Genomic DNA, 20,363 nt, shown 5'->3' with positions numbered 1-20,363 from the left:
AAGTTAAACTCAGTGGTTTTTGTGAGTATAAAATTATAAAGTATATCTGTTTAATATGTTTTATATCGTATAAAACTATATTCAAATGGTAAAAAAACTTTAAGATTTTTTAAATTTAGTAGGTGTACAATTTTCAGTTTGTTTAAATATTCTGATAAATGAATTTACCGATCCAAAACCCGAAAGTTCACTAATTTCTCCTATTGTACGTTCAGGAGATTTTTTTAATAATTCTTTAGCTTCTTCAATTCTGTAATTATTTACAAACTGATTAAAATTACTTCCTAAATTTTCATTTATTATTTTAGAAACATAAGAGCGGTTTGTGCCAATATTTTTGGCAACATCCCAAATATTTAAATCGGGATTAAGCCAAGGTTTTTCTTTATTAAAATATTCAATAAGATGCTGTTCGAGTTCTAATAACTCATTGTTATGATTCAATTCATCATTAATTTCAAAATCAGAAAAGTGGCTTTCTGAAGGTTTTTGTTGTATTCCTATAACGGCTAAAATTATATATAACAATGTAAAAATACATGTTACTAAAAAAAGCATAATATCATTTGAGATAAAGGGAGTTCTACCTATAAAAGTTACAAAAAAACCTGGAATAGACATTAATAAAATAAACGATACTGTAACTATGTAAAAATATTTTTCTTGATATTTATCCAAATTAGAAAAAGAGTTGTGTATGTTTTTTTTAGCAGCAATAATATATTTAATAGTTATAAAATTATAAAATAGAATTTGTAAAAGATGAAAAGCTCTGCTTCCTTTGTAAATAAAAGCTAAAATTAAAGCGCCATTATTGTTAATTGGACTATTATATAAATTATTATTCATATAAATAGTATAACTTTTAGAACCGGTATAAACAGTTGTAGCAAGCATTAAAATTCCAACTACAATTGAAGGGATGAAATGATATATGTTTTTTGGAGATAAAATATTATAATTAAAAGCACTTTTAATAAACAAATAAAAGAGAGGGTAAAATGCTAGTAATGCCGATAAAAATAGAAAATCAATATATTTAAATAGCTCCCAATACTTTAAAAATGATAAAAAATGACCTGTAAAAATTATAAAACTGTTAGCAAAAAACAACCCTAAATAAAACCTATTCTTATAATTTTTATTTGATGTGGCAAGTAAAATTATAGCGCCAAATAAGTTTATAAATAAAGGAGAAAGTAATGATAGTAGTTTTAACAAAATGTATATATAATTTTTATTGGACAATTAAAATTAGAGTATTTCGTATAGTTTTTGTATGATAATTATCAATTTTAAAACTATACCCAAATTATAAAAACTACAATAACTTTATGTAACTTTGTAATCTTAATTTAAAAAGTACATGCCGGAATTTCCACTAAACAATTTAGCTCAACAAGTAATTTTGTCTTGTGTAAAATATAAAATTGAACACGTAGTAATTTCACCTGGTTCTCGAAATGCACCTTTAACAATTGGGTTTTCTAATCATCCTAAAATAAAAACATACAGTGTTGTAGATGAACGCTGTGCAGCTTTTTTTGCTTTGGGCATAGCTCAGCAATTGCAAAAACCGGTGGCAATTGTTTGTACTTCGGGTTCTGCATTGTTAAATTATTATCCGGCAATTTCTGAAGCTTTTTACAGTAATATACCTTTAGTTGTTATTTCTGCCGACAGACCCAAACACTTAATTGATATTGGAGACGGACAAACTATTAAGCAAGAAAATGTTTTTGAAAATCATATAGAATTTAGCGCAAATTTAGGTAATGAAAACGATGATGTTATACTTAAAAATGCGTTTGAAGCAGTAATAGCCAATAAGGGTCCAGTACATATAAATGTACCTTTTGATGAGCCTTTATATGAATTTGAAGATTTTAAGTTTGAAGAAGTTGAAGTGAAAGAAGAATTAAAAGATAGTTTACTGGATGAAATTCCACTAGAAGTAGATGAGCTCCAAAAATTTGCTGATATTTGGAATGTTTCAACTAAAAAAATAGTATTGGTTGGTGAGCATTTTCCTGATGAATTGTTGCAAACACAGTTAGAGCATTTAGCTAAAGATCCTTCTGTTTTAATTTTAATTGAAAATACGGCAAATGTTTCAAATCCGAAATTTATAAATAGTATTGATAAGCTTATTTTTCCTTTTGTTGAAGACGAATTAGAGCAATTTCAACCTGAAATTTTATTGAGTTTAGGAGGAATGATTGTTTCAAAAAAAATAAAACAACATTTAAGAAAATATCAGCCAAAACATCATTGGCATGTAGATGCTAAAAAAGCTTTTGATACGTTTCATTGTTTAGAGCATCATTTTAAAATTTCATCACAACTCTTTTTTAGTCAGTTTTTCTTTTTAACAAAGCTAAAAGAAAGCGATTATCAGCAATTTTGGTTGAATAAAAAATCGTTCAGATTACAAAAACACCAAGAGTTTATTGATAATTGTGAATACTCTGATTTAAAAGTTTTTAGTAAAATACTACCTTCAATTCCAAATAATTCACAGTTACAGTTAAGTAACAGTTCAATTATTAGGTATTCTCAGTTGTTCGATATCAATAAAAGTTTACGTGTTTTTTGCAATAGAGGGACAAGCGGTATTGACGGCAGTACAAGTACAGCAATTGGTGCGGCAAGTATTGTTAAAGAAAACACAGTTTTTATTACAGGTGATATTAGTTTTTTTTATGATAGTAATGCTTTGTGGAACAGTTATATACCTAAATCTTTTAGAATTATTTTAATAAATAATGGAGGAGGAGGTATTTTTAGGTTTATTCCCGGGCCAAACCAAACCAATGCCTTGAATTATTTTGAAACACCTCATAATTTAACTGCAAAATATATATGTAAAATGTATAATTTTGAATATATTACAGTTAAAGATGAAGAGGAATTAAATGTAAAACTTTCTGATTTTTATAATGAGTCTGACAAACCTAAATTAGTAGAAATTTTTACGCCTAGAGAAAAGAACGATATAGTATTAAAATCATATTTCAACAATTTAAAAGTATAAATAATGGAATTAAAAGTAGGAGATAAGGTAGATTTAATTGTTGTAAGGCAAACAGCTTTGGGTTTTACAGTATTGATTGAGCATGAATTTGAAGGTTTGTTATATAGAAATGAACTTTTTCAAAAAATTAGTGAGGGACAAGAACTGATTGGCTATATAAAGAAAATTCGTGATGATGAAAAACTTGATGTAAGCTTGCAACCAATTGGTTTTAAGCAGACTATTGTAAGTTACGAGATTAAAATACTAAATGCTTTAAAACAGAATGAAGGTTTTTTACCATTGAACGATAAAAGTTCGCCGGATGATATAAAATACCAATTAGGAATGAGTAAAAAAGCTTTTAAAAATGCAGTTGGCGGTTTGTTTAGACAAAAATTAATTACAATTTCTGAAGAAGGAATTAGATTGGTTTAGTTTATAAAAAACTGTTTAAAAAGCAAATTTTTCGTCAACCTGAACTTGTTTAGCTACGCTGAATCTTCGATTTCAGGTTCGTATAATTATTAGCATTCAAGATGATGAGATTCTGAATCAAGTTCAGAATGACGTGTACACCTATTTTTAAACAATTTTTTTATTATAAAAAGGTTTAAATTTTAAGTTCATTTTTTACTTCATCACTTAAAGCATTTTTATGTACTGAAACAGAAATGGTTTTTAATTTAAAAAACGCTTTACTCATATAAATATAACCGCCATTTCCAATGCGTTTACCTGTACTTCCCCAAGAGTTTTTTACTTTGTAATATTCATTTCCGTTTTGATCTTTTACTAAACCTACAATATGCATTAAATGATCGTCGGTTGTATTGTAATTTTCAAATTCTTCTTGTCTGAATTCAGGAGTAATAGTATTTTCTTCAACAATATAAGTCAAACATTTTGTAGAGTCTTCTACTTGTTTTGGAACCACCGCAACACCATATTTTTGAGAAAAAGTTTTTTCTGAAACATCACAATCCAATGCTAATGTATATCCTTTTTTAAGAGCGTTGTCAACCTCATAAACCAATTGATTTAGAGGAATGTTATAAAAAATTCCGTTCGAGAAATTATCAGGAATATTTAAAATAAATTGGCTGTAAAACGGTTGGTGTATAAATGAAGTTAAAGTAACATAATTAGAGGTGCTTATCTTTGTCATTTCTAAAAAAGACATTGGAGTATAAGTAATACCTTCATAATTGAAATTTTCAGGTGTTTTACCTAAATGCTTATCTAAAATAGAATCTACGGCAACTTTCCAATTAGGATAGTCAGAATCTTTATCATTTTTAATATAAGCATTTAAAACTTTTTCAAGGTCTGGAATTATAGTTGCATGGTTGTGCATTGTTGAATTATTTAACAAACCGGAATAAGCACTTTCAGGTACTAATCCATATTTTTTTATAGAATTGATCACATCGTGTGCCAAACCACCTTCGCTAAATTGTATTTTACCTTGGCGCATTACATAATTCCATGCTTTTTCAGGATAAGTGTTTCGAACAGTGTACATTTCAGAAATATCGATCATTTTGCCCGTATTTCTAAAAATTTCAGATTCAATAAAAGATGAAGTTGAAAAACTCCAGCATGTACCTGTATTTCCCTGACTTTTAACTGCAGAAGCCTCTATATCAATAATAGGTGTAAATTCATATTTTTGCTCATTAGGTATGTTAACTTTTACTACAGTATCTTCCTGAGCATAAAAAAGTGTAGTTATTGTAAAAAATGTGATAAAAAGAAAAATGCGTTTCATTTGTATAAATTTTATTTAGTTTTTTTGTTCGTCAAATATGCCTTCTTTTTTATTAAGAACACGTTCAATATTTCCATAATAAGCATCGGCATTAGGGTCGTCTTCAGGCAACTTCATATAACCGCTTTTGTAATATTTTAAAGCTTGTTTGTATTTACCTCCGGTTTCATAATATCTGCCAATATAATAATCTCCAATAGGAGATTCTTTATAAAGTTTATTGATTATTTCACCAAAGTTTTTAAGGTAATCACCATTTTCTTTATCTAAAATTATGGGTTCAATCGCAAAAATATCACGCTCTCTAATTTTTAAATTACTGCCAAATAAATATTCAATTTCTACATATTTATTTTCTAAATAAGCAATAGCGTCAGCCGGAGATAAGGTTTTTATATTTTTATCAAATTCTTCTTTTGAAATTGCAGAGTACATTTCAAAAATAAAAGCCATTGCACTTGGTATTGCTTGCCCTATTGATGCTATGCTGTTGTTAAAAGTGTCAAATTTATATTTGAATTTAGGATTATCTGTACTAGCTAATAGTGAATTGGTTGTATTAATGGGTGTTTGCCATTTTTCCGAATTATATTCTCCTCCACATAAATAGTAATAAATGTTTTCATCTTTTAAAGTAGGAATTTTATTTTGTATCATGGTTGGCACATCTAACGCATAATACGGATTGATATTAATAAATGCATTAAAACCGGGATATTCTTCAATTAAAAAGTAATTGATAAAGTTTGCAGTTAATGTGTTTCCAACGATGGTTTTGAATGGAGAAATACGATAATTTTCTTCAAAATATTCAAATAATTCACCTCTTACAAATCTATAAAAAGCTTCGCCTTGTTCGGTTGGAAAGCTATTTTCTATTTGATAAGAACAGTCTTCATATCGTTCATTGTACTGATTTTGGTTAATACCAACTATTATTTGTTCCGGAGCTTTGTCTTTATTTGCAAAAAGAATAGCATTGCCTACGTAAACATCAAATAAATATTCGGCATCTAAAACAATAGTTAACGGATACACTTTTGCAGAATCTAAGTGATAGCTTGGAGGAATGTATATTTTTAAATAACGATCGTTATTTAGTTCAGCCGAATTGAATTTTTTAAGTTTAATATCTTGCGAAAAACTACTGTTAATAAAAACGATTGTTAATAGAAATAACAAGTGTTTTTTAAAAATTATATTTTTCATAGTTCTAATATTTTATAATTAATTAAAAGCCAAATCCAAATCCAAACCTAACATAAGCTCCATCATTTGAATTAAAAACGGACAAATTTAAGTTTAACATTTCGGCACCTACAATCCATAAACCGCCGCCATAAGAAGTTTTCCAGTTTTTGGATTTATCATTATTAAGCCAAACTCTACCATAATCAAAACCACCAAATACACCTATTTCTAAAGGAATAAACTTGGTTTTTGTGTTTTTAATATGATAGCGTAAATCGGTATTTTGATAATATGATCTATCGCCTGTAAAACGTTGGTTTCTATAACCGCGTAACCCATCTAAACCACCAATACTAGCTGCATTATAAAACTCGTAATTATCACCAATTATTATATTTCCTTTTACTTTTGTAGCAAATACAAGTTTACCGCTGGGTACAAGTTTGTAATTAAAGCTGAAAGATGGTGTTATGTAAGCATTATTTTCACTTTTTTTATCTAAATTGGTTTTACAACCTGCTATAATTTCAGCATTCATACCAACAGTTGGTGAAGCTTTGTGGTCATAATTTTCGTAAAAATAAGAAGTATATAAGCCTAAATAAGTTTGCCTGTTCTCAATTCGGTTAGGTACTGTATTAATATATCTTCCGTGCGTATTTTCAACTTCAATACTTTCAATTGTGTTTCCAACTTTAAATTCTGCTCCTAAACGACCTTTCCATTTTATTGACGGAGTCAAAGAATAAATGCTTATTTTAACTCTGTGGTAATCCTCGCCATACTCATCTTCTAAATTTTTTGTATCGTTACCAAATCCAAAGTAATTCAAACTGTAATTTGGTGTTGTATATCTTGCATCTAGTAAAAAGTTCCAATTATTAAAAATGTTTGCAAATTCTCCATTGTATGAAAAATCTAATCCTTTAGTGGCATAGTAATGAGCTGTTGTTAGTGTATGTTGTTGTGTAAAAGGATTTCTTTCAAACTTATAAGTTGTATAAATATTTTTGATACCAACTCTAAATCCATCATCAGGATTTGCTCCAATAGATGGTAATAATTGATTTTGATTGTATTTCAATTTTTTATAATTGTAGGTATTTACCTCATAATCATCTAAAAGTTTGTATTTCCCTTTATTTGTGGTAAAGGTATTTTTTTTGGTTTTAAAATCGTACACAGTAACTTTTTTTCCATTTTCAATAGTATAAGTATCATTGTTTTGACCACCAATAATTCTTAAAGGAATTACATCTTTTTCTTCTCCGGTAACATTAAAAACATCATCATCATCTAAGCCATAAATCCAAATTTCTTTGGTTTGTTTTTTATGATAGACTTTTTCTAAAATCTTACTTCCTTTTTCTCCTTTTTTTATATTGAAGACTTTAATAGACGTATTTCCGTTATTTAAACGTTCAATATCAAACCAGTTATCTTTATCGGTTCCTTTTACAGCTCCAATTCTGGAAAGCTGATTGTAATATTTTTTAGAAATTTCCGGTAAATTTTTAAGACGATTTTTTAGCTTGATTTTAATTTCAGTTATAGTTTCATCATTTACTTCATTTGGCACTATGTTAAAAGCTTTTTCTATAACTTCATCGGTTATATTTTTTTGAATGTAAGCTACTTGTTCTTGCCAATTTTTATAAGTAGATTTATTTATAAGTGCCATATCTAGTGGATAAGGTTCTAAGTTGAACCATTTTACACTTCGAATATCATCATCATAAACTTGCATTAATTTTAAAGCAGGTATAGCACGAGTTAAAAAACCTAAAATTAAGCCATCGTATTTTGAAAAAGCCTGATCTCTGTCTCTTGGAACAGGTTTGTACATAGTTTTTTTACCATCTTTAAATTCTGCCCAACGCCATTGGTCATTATGTCTGTCCCAATCACCAATTAGCATATCAAATAATCGAGCTCTGATATACGAATCTTCATCAACATAATAATCGTCAGATTTTCTCAGGTTAATTAGTAAATCATCGGTACTTATCAATTCATTTGAAAATCCAAAACTTTCTACATCACCATGTCCTGAAGCTGCTCTTTCTTCAATCATATATAGTTCATCACCAAATTTTTCATTATATTGGTTTAAAGCATTTTGCTTTGGAATATAATATAACGCCGGATTTGAATGATAAACATCAATTGCATCAGATAATTTGCCAATAGTAAAAGGAATATAGGGATGCGCTGTTGTATAAATATCTAATAATAAATCTTCAGCTAAGGTGTTTTCAAATTGACCTTCAACATATTGCTGTTTAAAGGCAACAGCTTGTATGTATCTTGTGGCACTTTTGCGTAATGCTCTCATTACATACTCTTTACCGTCTTTATCTTCTAATCGTATAGACCGTGATTGATTTCCTCCACCTTCTCTTGTAGGAGTTAATCCGCCAAATAAAGTATCTAAATTTACAGTTGGAGCTAAAATTTTTGTTCCATAATATTTTCTGTAATGTTTTCCCCAAAGTGAGGTGAAAAATTTCCCTTTAGAGACTTCATTAGTATTATAAATTGAAGTTGAAACATGTTTAGGAAAATCATCAGAAAAATTATATTCTTTTTTACTGCTTTTAGGAGGATAAATTTCTTTTTTGAATAATAATTTCTTTTCACTGTTTATTTCGGAATAGAAATAGACCCAAGTTGAACCATTTTTATAAACAACTAATTTTGCATATCCTAAACCACCGTAAGCAAACTCACTGCCATTTATTACTCTGGCAGCAGTAGTTTTAGAACCTGAACCACTAACAATTTGAGTTAAATTATCTTTAACTATATATTGGAGGTTATGTTCGTGACCCGATATAAAAACTATTTTTTCGGCTTTTTGAGAAATGGTAACAATGCGGTTTTTTAACTCTAAATAAATGGAGTTGTTCATGTCTTGAGGAGAAATTCCACTGGTTCTTCTAAAAATATTAGCCATAGTGCCTAATATTGGCATAGGTACTAATAAGTCTGTAGGTTTAAATTGTGCTTTTAATGAAAATTGTCCGCCATGAGAGCCATTACTAAATAATGGATGATGAATTGCCACAAGTATTGTTTTGTCATTATTTTTTTTGATCAAACTTTCAAATTCATCAAAGAATTTTTCTCGTGTTTTAATATCACAATCATCATTCATTGTCGGGTTTTTATTCCAATCTTCTAAATACCACTGAGAGTCAACAATTATTAAAACAACACTATCATTTATTTTAATTTTTTTTAAAGGGCAACCGTCTTTAGGTAAAAAAGCATCTTTAGAGTCTAATTTTTTTGTCACGTAATCTGCTTCTCTTTCTAAACCTTTTATACCATCGCTATAATAATCGTGATTTCCTGGAATAAAAGTAGTTTGACCTTTAAAGTTTTTTACAATATCAATTTGGGCATCTAATCTATGTTCGGCTAAAGCTCTATCTGGATTATTTTTCTCCGGTAAACCTTTCGGATATAAATTATCTCCTAAAAATAATAGGCTTGTATGTTTAGTTGCTAAAGTAAGTTCCTCTTTTAATAAGTTAAAATGACTCAAGTTTTCACCTTCTTGTGCATTTCCGGCATCTCCTATAAAGTAAAATGTGTGCTCTATTTCATCACCAGTATATTCACCATTTTCAGTATTTAAGTTTGAAACAGATTTACTGTATTGTAAATCGTAAGTTGCACAACTTGAAAAAAAAATACTAACTAAAATACTAAGTTTAGTATAGGTTTTTAATTGCATATTTAAATTTAGTTTTAGAAAAATAAATGTACATAAATTTTTGTATTTTTAACTCGCACTTATTTTTTAATGATATGTTAGATAATTATTTTTTTGAAGAAGTTAAAACGTATATATTTAATTTATATAAAAATGAATTACCTTCTCAAGCTGTTTACCATAATTTTGACCATACACTACAAGTTGTAGAAACTGCAAATGAAATTGCAATTGCCGAACATATTTCTGAAAGTGATTTAGAGATAGTTTTACTGGCTTCTTGGTTTCACGATTCGGGTTTCACGATTGATTATAAAAATCATGAAGATAAAAGTAAAGAAATTGCTCAAAATTATTTAACTGAAAAAGGTTATGATAAAGAAAAAACGGATAAAGTTTGTTCTGCTATTGAATCTACAAAACTAACAGTTGAGCCAAAAAACAAAATTGAAGAAATTTTATGTGATGCAGATTTGCATCATGTTGGTTTAGAGAGTTTTAATAAAAAATCAGGATTGTTAAGATCGGAATGGGAAAGTTTAAGCGGTAAAATGTTTTCTAATATTGAATGGTATAAAAAAAATGAAGAATTTTTAACCAAACATAAGTTTTACACGCAATATGCTTTTGATAAATTAAACGAGCAAAAAAACCTGAATTTGTTAAAGGTGAAAAAAGATTTACGTAAAGCTATTGCTAAAAATGAGGAGGAAGAATTCAAAAGAAGCTTAAAAAAAGATGATTTAAAACGTAAAAAAGATAAAGATAATATTCCGGAAAGAGGTATTGAAACTATGTACCGTGTTACACTTAAAAATCATTTAAAATTAAGTGATATAGCTGATACAAAAGCCAATATTTTACTTTCAGTAAGTGCAATTATTTTATCAATAGCTTTATCAAGTCTATTCCCTAAATTAGATAAGCCCGATAATTATTATTTGATTTATCCAACAATGATTTTTTTATTCATTACAGTTGTTACAATGATATTTTCCATTTTATCAACACGACCAAAAGTAACTTCAGGAAATTTTACCAAAGAAGATATAAAAAACAGAAAAGTTAATTTATTGTTTTTTGGTAATTTTAATAAAATGCCATTGGAAGATTTTCAAGAGGGGATGATGGATGTAATGAGTGATAAAGATTATTTATACAAATCATTAATGAAAGATTTATATTTTTTAGGTCTTGTTCTTGAAAAGAAATATAAATTATTGCGAATAGCTTATACAATTTTTATGTTTGGAGTTGTAATATCTGTAATTGTATACGTTATATCGTTTGTTATAATGAAAAATAATAGTGAACTTATTGCAAGTATTCTTTAATTTTCACTTTTTATTATTTCATTAAATTCATCAATAGCAATTTTATTTTTATGAGTGTTATTATAATTTACACTAACTCTTAGTGCTTTTAATCCCGAAACTCCTTGCAAATCTTCTATTTCCAAATCTTCAACAAGTTCTAACAAATATTTTTTTGATTGGAGGTATTTGATGTATTTCATATATTCATCGTAATCATTGTTATTGCTGTAAACAATAGCGATTTTACCAGGTTGTGTTAATCTTTCATTGGTATTTTTAATGAGAGCTTTGTCAATTCGTTTTTTTATAATTTCGTATCTAATGTTATAAGCACCGTCAACATCAAATTTCTTTTCATCCATTCTAAACCTTATTGACAGCGGATTACTGTGTACCAATATTAATGAGGCAATATCTAAAGGGTATGGAATACTGCTTTTTAAATTTCTTGCAATATTTTCGAGTTCACAGGTCATTTTTAATTGCCAAAGTCTAAGGTTAGATAAGTAAACCGTATCGTAAGTGCAATTTTTTACTAAAGACTGACCTATGTACATGTTATAATCAACTCCATCAGTTTTATAGCGTTCAAAATAATGAGGGAACATTTCTTGAGCTTCAATTTGTTTGTAATCAATAAATTTGGACAGTTTGTCATTTAAAATAGTTACACTATCTTCAAATTTTTTTCTTTTATCATAAATTACATGCAAGTTTTCATCAATTTGCATCATGTAATTATCAATATCATCACTTAAATCTTTATCTATTTTTTTTAGGTGATTGAAAACAGGATATATTTCTTTATTTAGGAAATGAGTTATGGAGTTTTCATCTCCTGAATTTAAGCTCTTTTTAATATTTTCTAAAGATTCATTAATTCTAAAAATTAAATCTTCATATATTGGTAGTTTATACTTTTTGTTTGCTTTTGTAATTATAGACCACGCTAACGAAAGCTGTTTGATCAAATCTTCTTGAATAGCTTGGTTTCTTGCAGTAGAAGAACCTTTAATATCACACTCGCCAAATAACGGAATTACATTTTCAAAAACAATATCTTTTAATGAGGTTGTTTCGTTATTGTTAAATTCCATATTTAAAATAAATTCCTGAGCTTTTTCGTAAAATTTCCATTTTACAGATGGATGTAATGAGGTATAATTTTCTTGGATAACAGACTCAATATTAGCTTCAAACTCTTCTATATATCTTTGGATGGCAATTTTGAAGACTGAAATAACATCTTCCAGTTTTTGAACATTTACCGAATTAAGTTCGTATTTATTTTTTGATGAAAGTTCTAAAACACCAAATATGTCATTATTCAAATTAATTGGAATCAAAACAATACTTTGAATACCTTGTTTTTTTAGTACTTGATATAATCCGTTCTTTTTCGTTTGTATTCCGTAAGTATCAACATTAGAAATTGCTATAATTTCTTTTTTCTCAAAAACTTTAGTAGCTACTTCTTTACAAAAGAAATTTTCTTTATCAAAATCCGATGTATTTAAAATTACCGCACTTCTATATTTAAAAATAACACGTTCGTTGTTTAAATTGAATCCTGAAAAACCAAATTTAATATTAGAAGTTCCAAACAAATTTGAGATACTTTGCTCTAATGAGTCAAATGTTTTTTCATCTTTCTTTAGCAGGTTTTCTTTAACTTTTGATAATGCATGATCTGAAGTTATATCAAATAAATTTACAATATCAAAACCTATAAACTCATAACTTTCAGGAGGGAATTTTTCCTTCCAAAGATCAATATTATGAAAATTATCTATAAGTAAATGAATATCATCATTTGTAATAGGTACAGCATTTTTTAAAGGTTTTACTTTGAAAAAACCACCGCTCGAAACAATTCGATAATGACAAGTAATTCCTCTTTTCTGATCAGGAATTTCAAAATAAAAAGGACGGCTAAAATCTATATCAACATTGTAATTATGAATTAAAATTAAAGTACAAGCTAAAATGTATAAATTATCTTGGTCAAAGTTATGCAGTTTAAATTCAGGATTATCTCCGGCATTTTCAAAAATCTTTTCAAATTTATTAGATAACTTAAATGTTGTAAATATCAACGGTATGGTAACTGCCTTTATTTCATTGTTTTGTAGTGGTTTAGGGAAAATAACATTTAAAAGTTCATCAATTTCTGTATTGTATTTTTCCAAATAATTAAAGTCGTAAAAACCGTCTCTTAAAATAGGGTATTTATTGTATTTCTCCAATAAACTCTTTGCTGTACTGTGTAGATAATGATCTTTATCCTTCACAATATTTTCAAGGTACTCATAAACAGGCTCAAAACTTATTTTAAATTTTAAGGGTAGTTCTGTTTTTTTAGTAAGATTAGTGAATACTCTCATTTCCTAAGTTTTAAGATAAATACCAACTTTATAACAAGTCAAAAATACAATATTTATTTTATTTAGAATTGTTATAGAAATATTAAAAACAAACCAATTAATAAATAGAATAATTTTTTATTCCACATAATTTTGCAGTATTTTTACCTCTAAATTATAAGATAAAGATGAAAGAAATTAAGTGGAAAACTGCAATTGAGTTTGAAGATATTACTTATAAAAAGTACAATGGTGTAGCTCGAATTGCATTTAACAGGCCAAATGTTAGAAATGCTTTTAGACCAAAAACCACAAAAGAATTGTACGATGCATTTTATGATGCACAAGAAGATACTTCAATAGGTGTTATATTACTTTCAGCAGAAGGGCCATCAACTAAAGACGGTGTGTATTCATTTTGTAGTGGAGGAGATCAAAAAGCACGGGGACATCAAGGTTATGTTGGAGAAGATGGTTATCACAGGTTAAATATTTTAGAAGTGCAGCGTTTAATTCGTTTTATGCCTAAAGTAGTTATTGCGGTTGTGCCGGGTTGGGCAGTTGGTGGTGGTCACAGTTTACATGTTGTTTGTGATATGACCTTAGCTAGTAAAGAACATGCTGTTTTTAAGCAAACAGATGCTGATGTTACCAGCTTTGACGGTGGTTATGGCTCAGCTTATTTAGCTAAAATGGTTGGACAAAAAAAAGCGCGTGAAATATTCTTTTTAGGAAGAAATTATTCGGCTCAAGAAGCCTACGAAATGGGAATGGTAAATGCAGTAATTCCTCATGATGAATTAGAAAATACTGCGTATGAGTGGGCTCAGGAAATATTGGCAAAATCACCAACATCTATTAAAATGTTAAAATTTGCAATGAATTTAACGGATGATGGTATGGTTGGTCAACAAGTTTTTGCAGGTGAAGCAACTCGATTGGCTTATATGACTGATGAAGCCAAAGAAGGGCGCAATGCTTTTTTAGAAAAGCGTAAGCCTAATTTTGAGAAAAAATGGATTCCTTAGGTTAATTAATAATTGACAATTTTTTTATGACTAATAATTCCAACTATCGGGTTTTAAAATTTTAATTACACAATTACACAATTAAACAATTAACATTGATATATGAAAATAATTTGCATTGGACGCAATTACGCTAAACATATAGAAGAATTAGAAAACGAAAAACCTGAAAATCCGGTTATATTTTTAAAGCCTGATTCGGCTATACTTGGTAAAAAACAACCTTTTGTAATACCATTATTTTCCAACAATATACATTATGAAGTTGAAATATTGGTGAAAATTTGTAAAGTAGGAAAGCATATTCAACCAAAATTTTCTCATAAATATTACGAAGAAGTTGGTTTAGGAATCGATTTTACAGCCAGAGATGTTCAGGATGAATGTAAAGCAAAAGGTTTGCCTTGGGAAAAAGCAAAGGCTTTTGATGGAAGTGCGGTAATTAGTGATTTTTATCCAAAAGAAAAATTAGGTGATTTAAATAACTTAAAATTCACACTTCATAAGAATAATGAGCTGGTTCAAGATGGTAATACAAGCACTATGCTATGGAAAATAGATGAACTTATATCGTATGTATCTCAATTTTTCACCTTAAAAAAAGGAGATATTATTTTTACGGGTACTCCTGCAGGTGTTGGAAGTGTAAAAGAAAATGATATTCTTATTGGTGCTATTAAAGACCAAGAGATGTTTTCGGTAAAAATCAAATAATAAACTAAAATGTAAATAAAATAGGATTAAATGAAGGAGGAACTTCTTTTCTATGCTCTTTTAAAATATCATAACCATAGTGAGTTCTAACTAAATCTTTAAAATTGTATTTCAAGCGCGGAAATTCACGCAATAACTTATCAAAATCTTTAGTAGTTGATTTTTGCATAAAATGATATAAAATTTCAGTATAAGCTTTAGTTAAAGCTATATTGAATTTTTTACTTTTTAAAGCTTTAATGTAGTATTGTTCTTTAAGTTCACAATTTTTAACAATAGCTTCTTTTAACCCATATTTATTAATTAAAATCCATGTAAGTTTTAAAAGTACTTCATGGGTAAATAAACTTGGATTTAAAGTGCAATCTTCAAATTGTTGAAGTAACTCTTCGTTATTTAATTCTACTGATGATATCATAGCGTTCCTTTTTTATTTTTTTCTTTTATTATTAGATGTTTTTTTGTTAAAAAGGTTGCGTGGTAATTTGTACATTTATCGCAACAATAACGCTTACTAATGAATGCAGAAATAATTACTATAGGAGACGAAATTTTAATAGGACAAATATTAGATTCTAATTCTAAATGGATAGCAGAAGAATTAAATAAAATAGGAGTATCAGTATATCAAATTACTTCAATTCAAGATGATGAGCAGCATATTTTAAAAGCTTTAAAAGAAGCTGAGTCTAATGTTGATATTGTTATAATTACAGGCGGATTGGGGCCAACAAAAGATGATATCACAAAATTAACCTTGGCTAAATATTTTGATGACGAATTAATTTTAAATGAAGACATAGTTGAACATATAAAAAACATGTTTGCTAAAATTAATTACCCGTTTACAGAGATTAATAAAAATCAGGCATTGGTGCCAAAAAAATGCACACCTTTAAAAAATTTTTTAGGAACTGCTCCGGGGATGTGGTTTGAATATTCTAATAAAGTTGTTGTTTCATTACCTGGAGTTCCATACGAAATGAAAGAATTAATGCTTAAAGGTGTATTACCTAAATTACAAGAAAAGTATTTATTACCATATATATATCATAAAACAATTATTACTTATGGAATGGGTGAAAGTATGGTTGCAGAACGTATTGAACAATGGGAAGATAAGCTGCCCACTTTTATAAAGTTAGCCTATTTACCATCTTACGGAAAAGTAAGATTACGTTTAACAGCAAAAGGTATTAATAAGAAGGTATTAGAAGATTCAGTTGCTGAAGAGGTAAAGAAGCTATCCAATATAATTCCGGATATTATAGTTGGTTTTGATGAAGGAGAAACTTTGGAACTTGAAATAGGAAGTTTGTTAACCCAAAAAAAACAAACTTTGGCTACAGCAGAGAGTTGCACAGGAGGAAATATTGCAAAAAAAATAACCTCTGTTGCAGGATCATCAAAATATTTTCAAGGGTCAATAGTAGCATATCAAGCTTCAATCAAAATAAAGGAACTGAATGTTGAAGAAGAAATAATTGATAAATATTCGGTAGTAAGTTCTCAGGTTGCAGAGGCAATGGCTAAAGGGATACAGCAAAAGTTTCAAACTGATTATGCTATTGCAACAACAGGTAATGCAGGTCCAACTACCGATAAAACAGATAAAACAGTTGGAGTAGTATTTATTGCAATAGCTACACCAACTCATATTATTTCTAATGAATATTTCTTTGGCAAACCGCGAGAAAAGGTAATTGAAAGAGCTTCAAATAAAGCATTGGAATTATTAAAACAAGAAATTTTAAAAAACTAATAAAATAAGTTTGTGTATTTTGAAGAGATGTTGTAATTTTGCATCTCGTTTGAGATTACACTAATAAAGGTACAGAAATATGTCAAGAGTTTGTGAACTTACTGGAAAGAAAGCAATGGTTGGAAACAATGTTTCTCACGCATTGAATAGAACTAAAAGAAAATTTGACGCTAATTTAATTAAAAAGCGTTTTTATATTCCTGAAGAAGATAAATGGGTTACTTTAAAAGTATCTACATCAGCTTTAAAGAATATTAATAAAAAAGGTATCTCTGCTGTTTTAAAAGAAGCAAGAGAAAAAGGTTTTTTAAAAAAATAATCGCATAAGGCAATGGCAAAGAGTAAAGGAAATAGAATACAGGTAATTTTAGAATGTACTGAGCATAAAGCTACCGGTTTACCAGGTACTTCTAGATATATTACAACGAAGAATAAAAAGAATACTCCTGATAGAATGGAAATTAAGAAATTCAATCCTATCTTGAAGAAAATGACTGTTCATAAAGAAATTAAATAATTTAGGATCATGGCAAAGAAAGCAGTAGCATCATTACAAACAGGTTCAAAAAGATTAACAAAAGCTATTAAAATGGTGAAATCTCCTAAAACGGGAGCTTACACTTTTGTTGAAGCTATTGTTGATCCTACAAACGTAAAAGACTTTTTGAGCAAAAAATAATATTTGTTCATAAACTATATATAAGCTACTTTCAATATTTTGAGGGTAGCTTTTCTTTTTTATATTTACACTATATAATTTGTAGTAAATGAGTTTATTTAAAAAAATATTTTCAAAAGAAAAAAAGGAAACTTTAGATAAAGGTTTGGAAAAATCCAAAACATCATTTTTTTCTAAATTATCTAAGGCGGTTGCAGGGAAGTCAAAAGTTGATGATGACGTACTTGATAACTTAGAAGAAGTATTGATATCTTCAGATGTTGGAGTAGAAACTACCCTTAAAATTATAGAAAGAATTGAAGAGCGAGTTTCAAAAGATAAATATTTAGGAACAGACGAATTAAATACTATTTTAAGAGAAGAAATTGCCGGTTTATTGGCCGAAACTAATCTTGGAAATGAGACTGATTTTGTAATTCCTAAAGATAAAAAACCGTATGTAATTATGGTTGTAGGCGTAAATGGTGTTGGAAAAACAACCACAATAGGAAAACTAGCAGCTCAATTTACTAAAAATGGAAAAAAAGTTGTTTTGGGAGCTGCTGATACATTTAGAGCAGCAGCTATTGATCAGCTACAAGTGTGGGCAGATAGAGTAGGTGTTCCAATAGTTCGCCAAGATATGGGAAGTGATCCTGCTTCAGTTGCATTTGATACATTGAAATCTGCTGTAGCTCAAAATGCGGATGTTGTTATTATTGATACTGCAGGGCGTTTACACAATAAAGTAAATTTAATGAATGAGTTAACCAAAATAAAACGTGTAATGCAAAAAGTTGTTGGTGATGCTCCACACGATGTTTTGTTGGTGTTAGACGGTTCTACAGGCCAAAATGCCTTTGAACAAGCTAAACAATTTACCAAAGCTACCGAGGTTACTTCATTAGCAGTTACTAAATTAGATGGTACAGCAAAAGGCGGTGTTGTGATTGGTATTTCAGATCAATTTCAAATACCTGTTAAATATATTGGAGTTGGAGAAGGTATAGATGATTTGCAAGTATTTAATAAAATTGAATTTGTAGATTCGTTTTTTAAGTAAAAAAAATAAACAAAATTTTAAACCTCTTATACTTAAAATATAAGAGGTTTTTTATTTTTATACCTTTATTTAAAATATATATAATGAAAAAAGCAGTTTTTATTTTAGGATTTTTAGTGATAGTAGTTTCGTGTAAGAAGAAAGAAGCTCCTGTTGAATTTACAACGTATGATGAAACTTCTGAATTAGCTATACAGAATAAACATGAAATTGATAGAATGAAATTTAAACTGATTCAGTCTAAATATTTAGATATGAATGAAGTATTTAAGTCTTTTGATGAAGATCTAGCTTATTTTTCAGAACAAGATTATGAAAATTTAAAACCATATATAATTGAGAAAGATATTCCTTCTTTGCAGACTTCAGTAAAAAATGGAATTTTATCTTATGAAAAAATTGTGCTTTTCTATTTATATAGAATTCGAAAATTCGAAAGTAATCATAATTTATCATTGCATAGTATTATAGCTTTAAATCCATCTATAATAAAAGAGGCTAAGGAAAAAGATAAGAACAAGCCAGATAGTTTAATTAATACATTATATGGTTTACCAATTTTGTTAAAAGACAATATTAATACTAAAGAAATGCCAACAACGGCAGGTGCTTTTGCATTAAAAGACAACAAAAATACCGATGATGCATTTATTGTTAAACAACTGAAAAAAAGTGGAGCACTTATTTTAGGAAAAGCAAATTTAAGTGAGTGGGCATATTATTTTTGTGAGGGTTGTCCTCTTGGTTATAGTGCTATTGGAGGACAAACTTTAAATCCTTACGGAAGAAAAATTTTTGAAACAGGAGGTTCAAGTTCGGGAAGTGCTGTTTCAGTGGCTGCAAATTTTGCAGTAGCAGCTGTAGGAAGTGAAACTTCGGGCTCAATTTTATCACCTTCAAGTAAAAATTCTGTAGTAGGATTAAAACCAACTGTTGGATTGCTGAGTAGAATAGGAATGGTGCCTATTTCAAGTACATTAGATACACCGGGTCCAATAACAAAAAGTATAATAGATAATGCAATTTTTTTAACCGCTATGATTGGAGAAGATGTTGAAGATATTGCAACAAAAAAGAAGAATGAAAATATAAATTATTTTGAGAATTTAACAAATTCATCCATAAAAGGAAAAAGGTTTGGAGTTATTAAGCAACTTTTAAAAGATTCAATTTACAGTATTTCAATAGAAAAAATAAAAACCGCAGGAGGTGAAATTATTGAATATGACCCACCACAAATAACGCTTGATGGATTTTTAACATTGTTAAATATTGATATGAAACATGATTTGCCGGAGTATTTAAAAAATTATGCCGATAAAAATATTTCAATAACCTCAATTAAAGATATTATAGATTTGAATATACAAGATTCAGTAAAAAGATCTCCGTATGGTCAAGAACTATTTGAAGGTATTGTAAAAGATTCAACTACAGTGGCGGACTTTGAAGAAATTAAATTGAAATTAAATAATAGTGGAATTGAGTTTTTTAAAACACCAATGGACACCTATAATCTAGATGCAATTTTATCAATCAATAATTACCATGCAGGTTATGCTGCAGTAGCAAAATATCCTTGTTTATCGGTACCTATGGGATATGAAAATTCTGGTGAGCCAATTAGTTTAACTTTTATCGCTAAACCTTTTGAAGAAGAGAAATTATTAAAGCTTGGTTATGCATTTGAGCAATTAACAAATGTTAGAAAAATCCCAAAAGACTATAATTAAGTTATATACTATGATTTAGAATTGTTTTTC

The 20,363-nt window shown here is 28.5% G+C and carries 17 protein-coding genes; 11 read left to right on the top strand and 6 right to left on the bottom strand.

Annotated features, from left to right (window positions below):
• Nucleotides 1-99: 99 nt before the first annotated feature.
• Nucleotides 100-1,221 carry an AraC family transcriptional regulator gene (locus HGB55_RS00150; RefSeq protein WP_168813445.1) on the bottom strand — a complete coding sequence of 374 codons (1,122 nt, stop codon included), beginning with the start codon at nucleotides 1,219-1,221 and terminating at the stop codon, nucleotides 100-102.
• A gap of 145 nt (nucleotides 1,222-1,366) precedes the next feature.
• Between HGB55_RS00150 and menD the strand changes: the two genes are divergently transcribed.
• Complete coding sequence (gene menD / locus HGB55_RS00145) at nucleotides 1,367-3,034, top strand: 2-succinyl-5-enolpyruvyl-6-hydroxy-3-cyclohexene-1-carboxylic-acid synthase (protein WP_168813443.1); 1,668 nt, start codon at nucleotides 1,367-1,369, stop codon at nucleotides 3,032-3,034.
• Nucleotides 3,035-3,037: 3 nt separating this feature from the next.
• Complete coding sequence (locus HGB55_RS00140; protein ID WP_168813441.1) at nucleotides 3,038-3,451, top strand: DNA-binding protein; 414 nt, start codon at nucleotides 3,038-3,040, stop codon at nucleotides 3,449-3,451.
• A gap of 175 nt (nucleotides 3,452-3,626) precedes the next feature.
• Here HGB55_RS00140 and HGB55_RS00135 read toward each other — a convergent pair whose 3' ends face one another.
• Genes HGB55_RS00135 through HGB55_RS00125 form a run of 3 tightly spaced genes read right to left on the bottom strand, consistent with a single transcriptional unit; the run spans nucleotide 3,627 to nucleotide 9,717 of the window.
• A complete protein-coding gene (locus tag HGB55_RS00135; RefSeq protein ID WP_168813439.1) occupies nucleotides 3,627-4,784 on the bottom strand; it encodes a C1 family peptidase in 1,158 nt (385 codons plus the stop codon).
• A gap of 15 nt (nucleotides 4,785-4,799) precedes the next feature.
• Nucleotides 4,800-5,993 carry an alpha/beta hydrolase gene (locus HGB55_RS00130; protein WP_168813437.1) on the bottom strand — a complete coding sequence of 398 codons (1,194 nt, stop codon included), beginning with the start codon at nucleotides 5,991-5,993 and terminating at the stop codon, nucleotides 4,800-4,802.
• Between the two features lie 22 nt (nucleotides 5,994-6,015).
• Entirely contained in the window at nucleotides 6,016-9,717 is a 3,702-nt protein-coding gene (locus HGB55_RS00125) for a metallophosphoesterase (RefSeq protein WP_168813435.1), read from the bottom strand.
• A 74-nt stretch (nucleotides 9,718-9,791) separates the two neighbouring features.
• On the opposite strand from HGB55_RS00125, the gene HGB55_RS00120 reads away from it, so the two are divergent.
• The gene (locus tag HGB55_RS00120) at nucleotides 9,792-11,030 is read left to right on the top strand and encodes a Pycsar system effector family protein (RefSeq protein WP_168813433.1); all 1,239 of its coding nucleotides are present in this window, start codon (nucleotides 9,792-9,794) and stop codon (nucleotides 11,028-11,030) included.
• On the opposite strand, the gene HGB55_RS00115 is transcribed toward HGB55_RS00120, so the two are convergent.
• Complete coding sequence (locus HGB55_RS00115; protein WP_168813431.1) at nucleotides 11,027-13,396, bottom strand: GAF domain-containing protein; 2,370 nt, start codon at nucleotides 13,394-13,396, stop codon at nucleotides 11,027-11,029. The two genes, HGB55_RS00120 and HGB55_RS00115, sit on opposite strands and share 4 nt — an antisense overlap.
• A gap of 167 nt (nucleotides 13,397-13,563) precedes the next feature.
• Here HGB55_RS00115 and HGB55_RS00110 point away from each other — a divergent pair, with 167 nt between their 5' ends.
• On the top strand, nucleotides 13,564-14,403 hold the full coding sequence (locus HGB55_RS00110; RefSeq protein WP_168813429.1) for a 1,4-dihydroxy-2-naphthoyl-CoA synthase: 840 nt from the start codon (nucleotides 13,564-13,566) through the stop codon (nucleotides 14,401-14,403).
• Nucleotides 14,404-14,505: 102 nt separating this feature from the next.
• Nucleotides 14,506-15,117, top strand: a complete 612-nt coding sequence (locus HGB55_RS00105; RefSeq protein WP_168813427.1) for a fumarylacetoacetate hydrolase family protein — start codon at nucleotides 14,506-14,508, stop codon at nucleotides 15,115-15,117.
• Between the two features lie 4 nt (nucleotides 15,118-15,121).
• Here the strand turns inward: HGB55_RS00105 and HGB55_RS00100 are convergent, their stop codons facing one another.
• Nucleotides 15,122-15,535: a hypothetical protein gene (locus HGB55_RS00100; protein WP_168813425.1), complete on the bottom strand. Its 414-nt coding sequence runs from the start codon at nucleotides 15,533-15,535 to the stop codon at nucleotides 15,122-15,124.
• Nucleotides 15,536-15,634: 99 nt separating this feature from the next.
• Here HGB55_RS00100 and HGB55_RS00095 point away from each other — a divergent pair, with 99 nt between their 5' ends.
• From HGB55_RS00095 to HGB55_RS00070, 6 genes are all read left to right on the top strand, one after another.
• Nucleotides 15,635-16,879, top strand: a complete 1,245-nt coding sequence (locus HGB55_RS00095) for a competence/damage-inducible protein A (RefSeq protein WP_168813423.1) — start codon at nucleotides 15,635-15,637, stop codon at nucleotides 16,877-16,879.
• Nucleotides 16,880-16,958: 79 nt separating this feature from the next.
• On the top strand, nucleotides 16,959-17,198 hold the full coding sequence (rpmB, locus tag HGB55_RS00090; RefSeq protein ID WP_168813421.1) for a 50S ribosomal protein L28: 240 nt from the start codon (nucleotides 16,959-16,961) through the stop codon (nucleotides 17,196-17,198).
• Nucleotides 17,199-17,210: 12 nt separating this feature from the next.
• Nucleotides 17,211-17,396 (top strand): 50S ribosomal protein L33, encoded by a 186-nt coding sequence (rpmG, locus tag HGB55_RS00085; RefSeq protein ID WP_168813418.1) that lies wholly within the window; start codon nucleotides 17,211-17,213, stop codon nucleotides 17,394-17,396.
• Nucleotides 17,397-17,405: 9 nt separating this feature from the next.
• Entirely contained in the window at nucleotides 17,406-17,558 is a 153-nt protein-coding gene (locus tag HGB55_RS00080; RefSeq protein ID WP_168813416.1) for a DUF4295 domain-containing protein, read from the top strand.
• A gap of 88 nt (nucleotides 17,559-17,646) precedes the next feature.
• Complete coding sequence (gene ftsY, locus HGB55_RS00075) at nucleotides 17,647-18,600, top strand: signal recognition particle-docking protein FtsY (protein ID WP_168813414.1); 954 nt, start codon at nucleotides 17,647-17,649, stop codon at nucleotides 18,598-18,600.
• Nucleotides 18,601-18,683: 83 nt separating this feature from the next.
• A complete protein-coding gene (locus tag HGB55_RS00070) occupies nucleotides 18,684-20,333 on the top strand; it encodes an amidase family protein (protein WP_168813412.1) in 1,650 nt (549 codons plus the stop codon).
• The last annotated feature ends 30 nt before the right edge of the window (nucleotides 20,334-20,363 follow it).

Origin of the sequence: Lutibacter sp. B1, assembly GCF_012524075.1 — a bacterium.
Lineage (GTDB): Bacteria > Bacteroidota > Bacteroidia > Flavobacteriales > Flavobacteriaceae > Lutibacter.
The sequence above is the reverse complement of the archived record's forward strand: the minus strand, read 5'-3'. Positions and strand labels throughout refer to the sequence as shown.

Coding starts and splice junctions, on each gene's coding strand:
- HGB55_RS00135 (WP_168813439.1), bottom strand. CDS start 4,784: ATGAAACGCATTTTTCTTTTTATCACATTTTTTACAATAACTACACTT.
- HGB55_RS00110 (WP_168813429.1), top strand. CDS start 13,564: ATGAAAGAAATTAAGTGGAAAACTGCAATTGAGTTTGAAGATATTACT.
- HGB55_RS00080 (WP_168813416.1), top strand. CDS start 17,406: ATGGCAAAGAAAGCAGTAGCATCATTACAAACAGGTTCAAAAAGATTA.
- HGB55_RS00095 (WP_168813423.1), top strand. CDS start 15,635: ATGAATGCAGAAATAATTACTATAGGAGACGAAATTTTAATAGGACAA.
- HGB55_RS00125 (WP_168813435.1), bottom strand. CDS start 9,717: ATGCAATTAAAAACCTATACTAAACTTAGTATTTTAGTTAGTATTTTT.
- ftsY (WP_168813414.1), top strand. CDS start 17,647: ATGAGTTTATTTAAAAAAATATTTTCAAAAGAAAAAAAGGAAACTTTA.
- rpmG (WP_168813418.1), top strand. CDS start 17,211: ATGGCAAAGAGTAAAGGAAATAGAATACAGGTAATTTTAGAATGTACT.
- menD (WP_168813443.1), top strand. CDS start 1,367: ATGCCGGAATTTCCACTAAACAATTTAGCTCAACAAGTAATTTTGTCT.
- HGB55_RS00105 (WP_168813427.1), top strand. CDS start 14,506: ATGAAAATAATTTGCATTGGACGCAATTACGCTAAACATATAGAAGAA.
- rpmB (WP_168813421.1), top strand. CDS start 16,959: ATGTCAAGAGTTTGTGAACTTACTGGAAAGAAAGCAATGGTTGGAAAC.
- HGB55_RS00100 (WP_168813425.1), bottom strand. CDS start 15,535: ATGATATCATCAGTAGAATTAAATAACGAAGAGTTACTTCAACAATTT.
- HGB55_RS00140 (WP_168813441.1), top strand. CDS start 3,038: ATGGAATTAAAAGTAGGAGATAAGGTAGATTTAATTGTTGTAAGGCAA.
- HGB55_RS00130 (WP_168813437.1), bottom strand. CDS start 5,993: ATGAAAAATATAATTTTTAAAAAACACTTGTTATTTCTATTAACAATC.
- HGB55_RS00070 (WP_168813412.1), top strand. CDS start 18,684: ATGAAAAAAGCAGTTTTTATTTTAGGATTTTTAGTGATAGTAGTTTCG.
- HGB55_RS00115 (WP_168813431.1), bottom strand. CDS start 13,396: ATGAGAGTATTCACTAATCTTACTAAAAAAACAGAACTACCCTTAAAA.
- HGB55_RS00120 (WP_168813433.1), top strand. CDS start 9,792: ATGTTAGATAATTATTTTTTTGAAGAAGTTAAAACGTATATATTTAAT.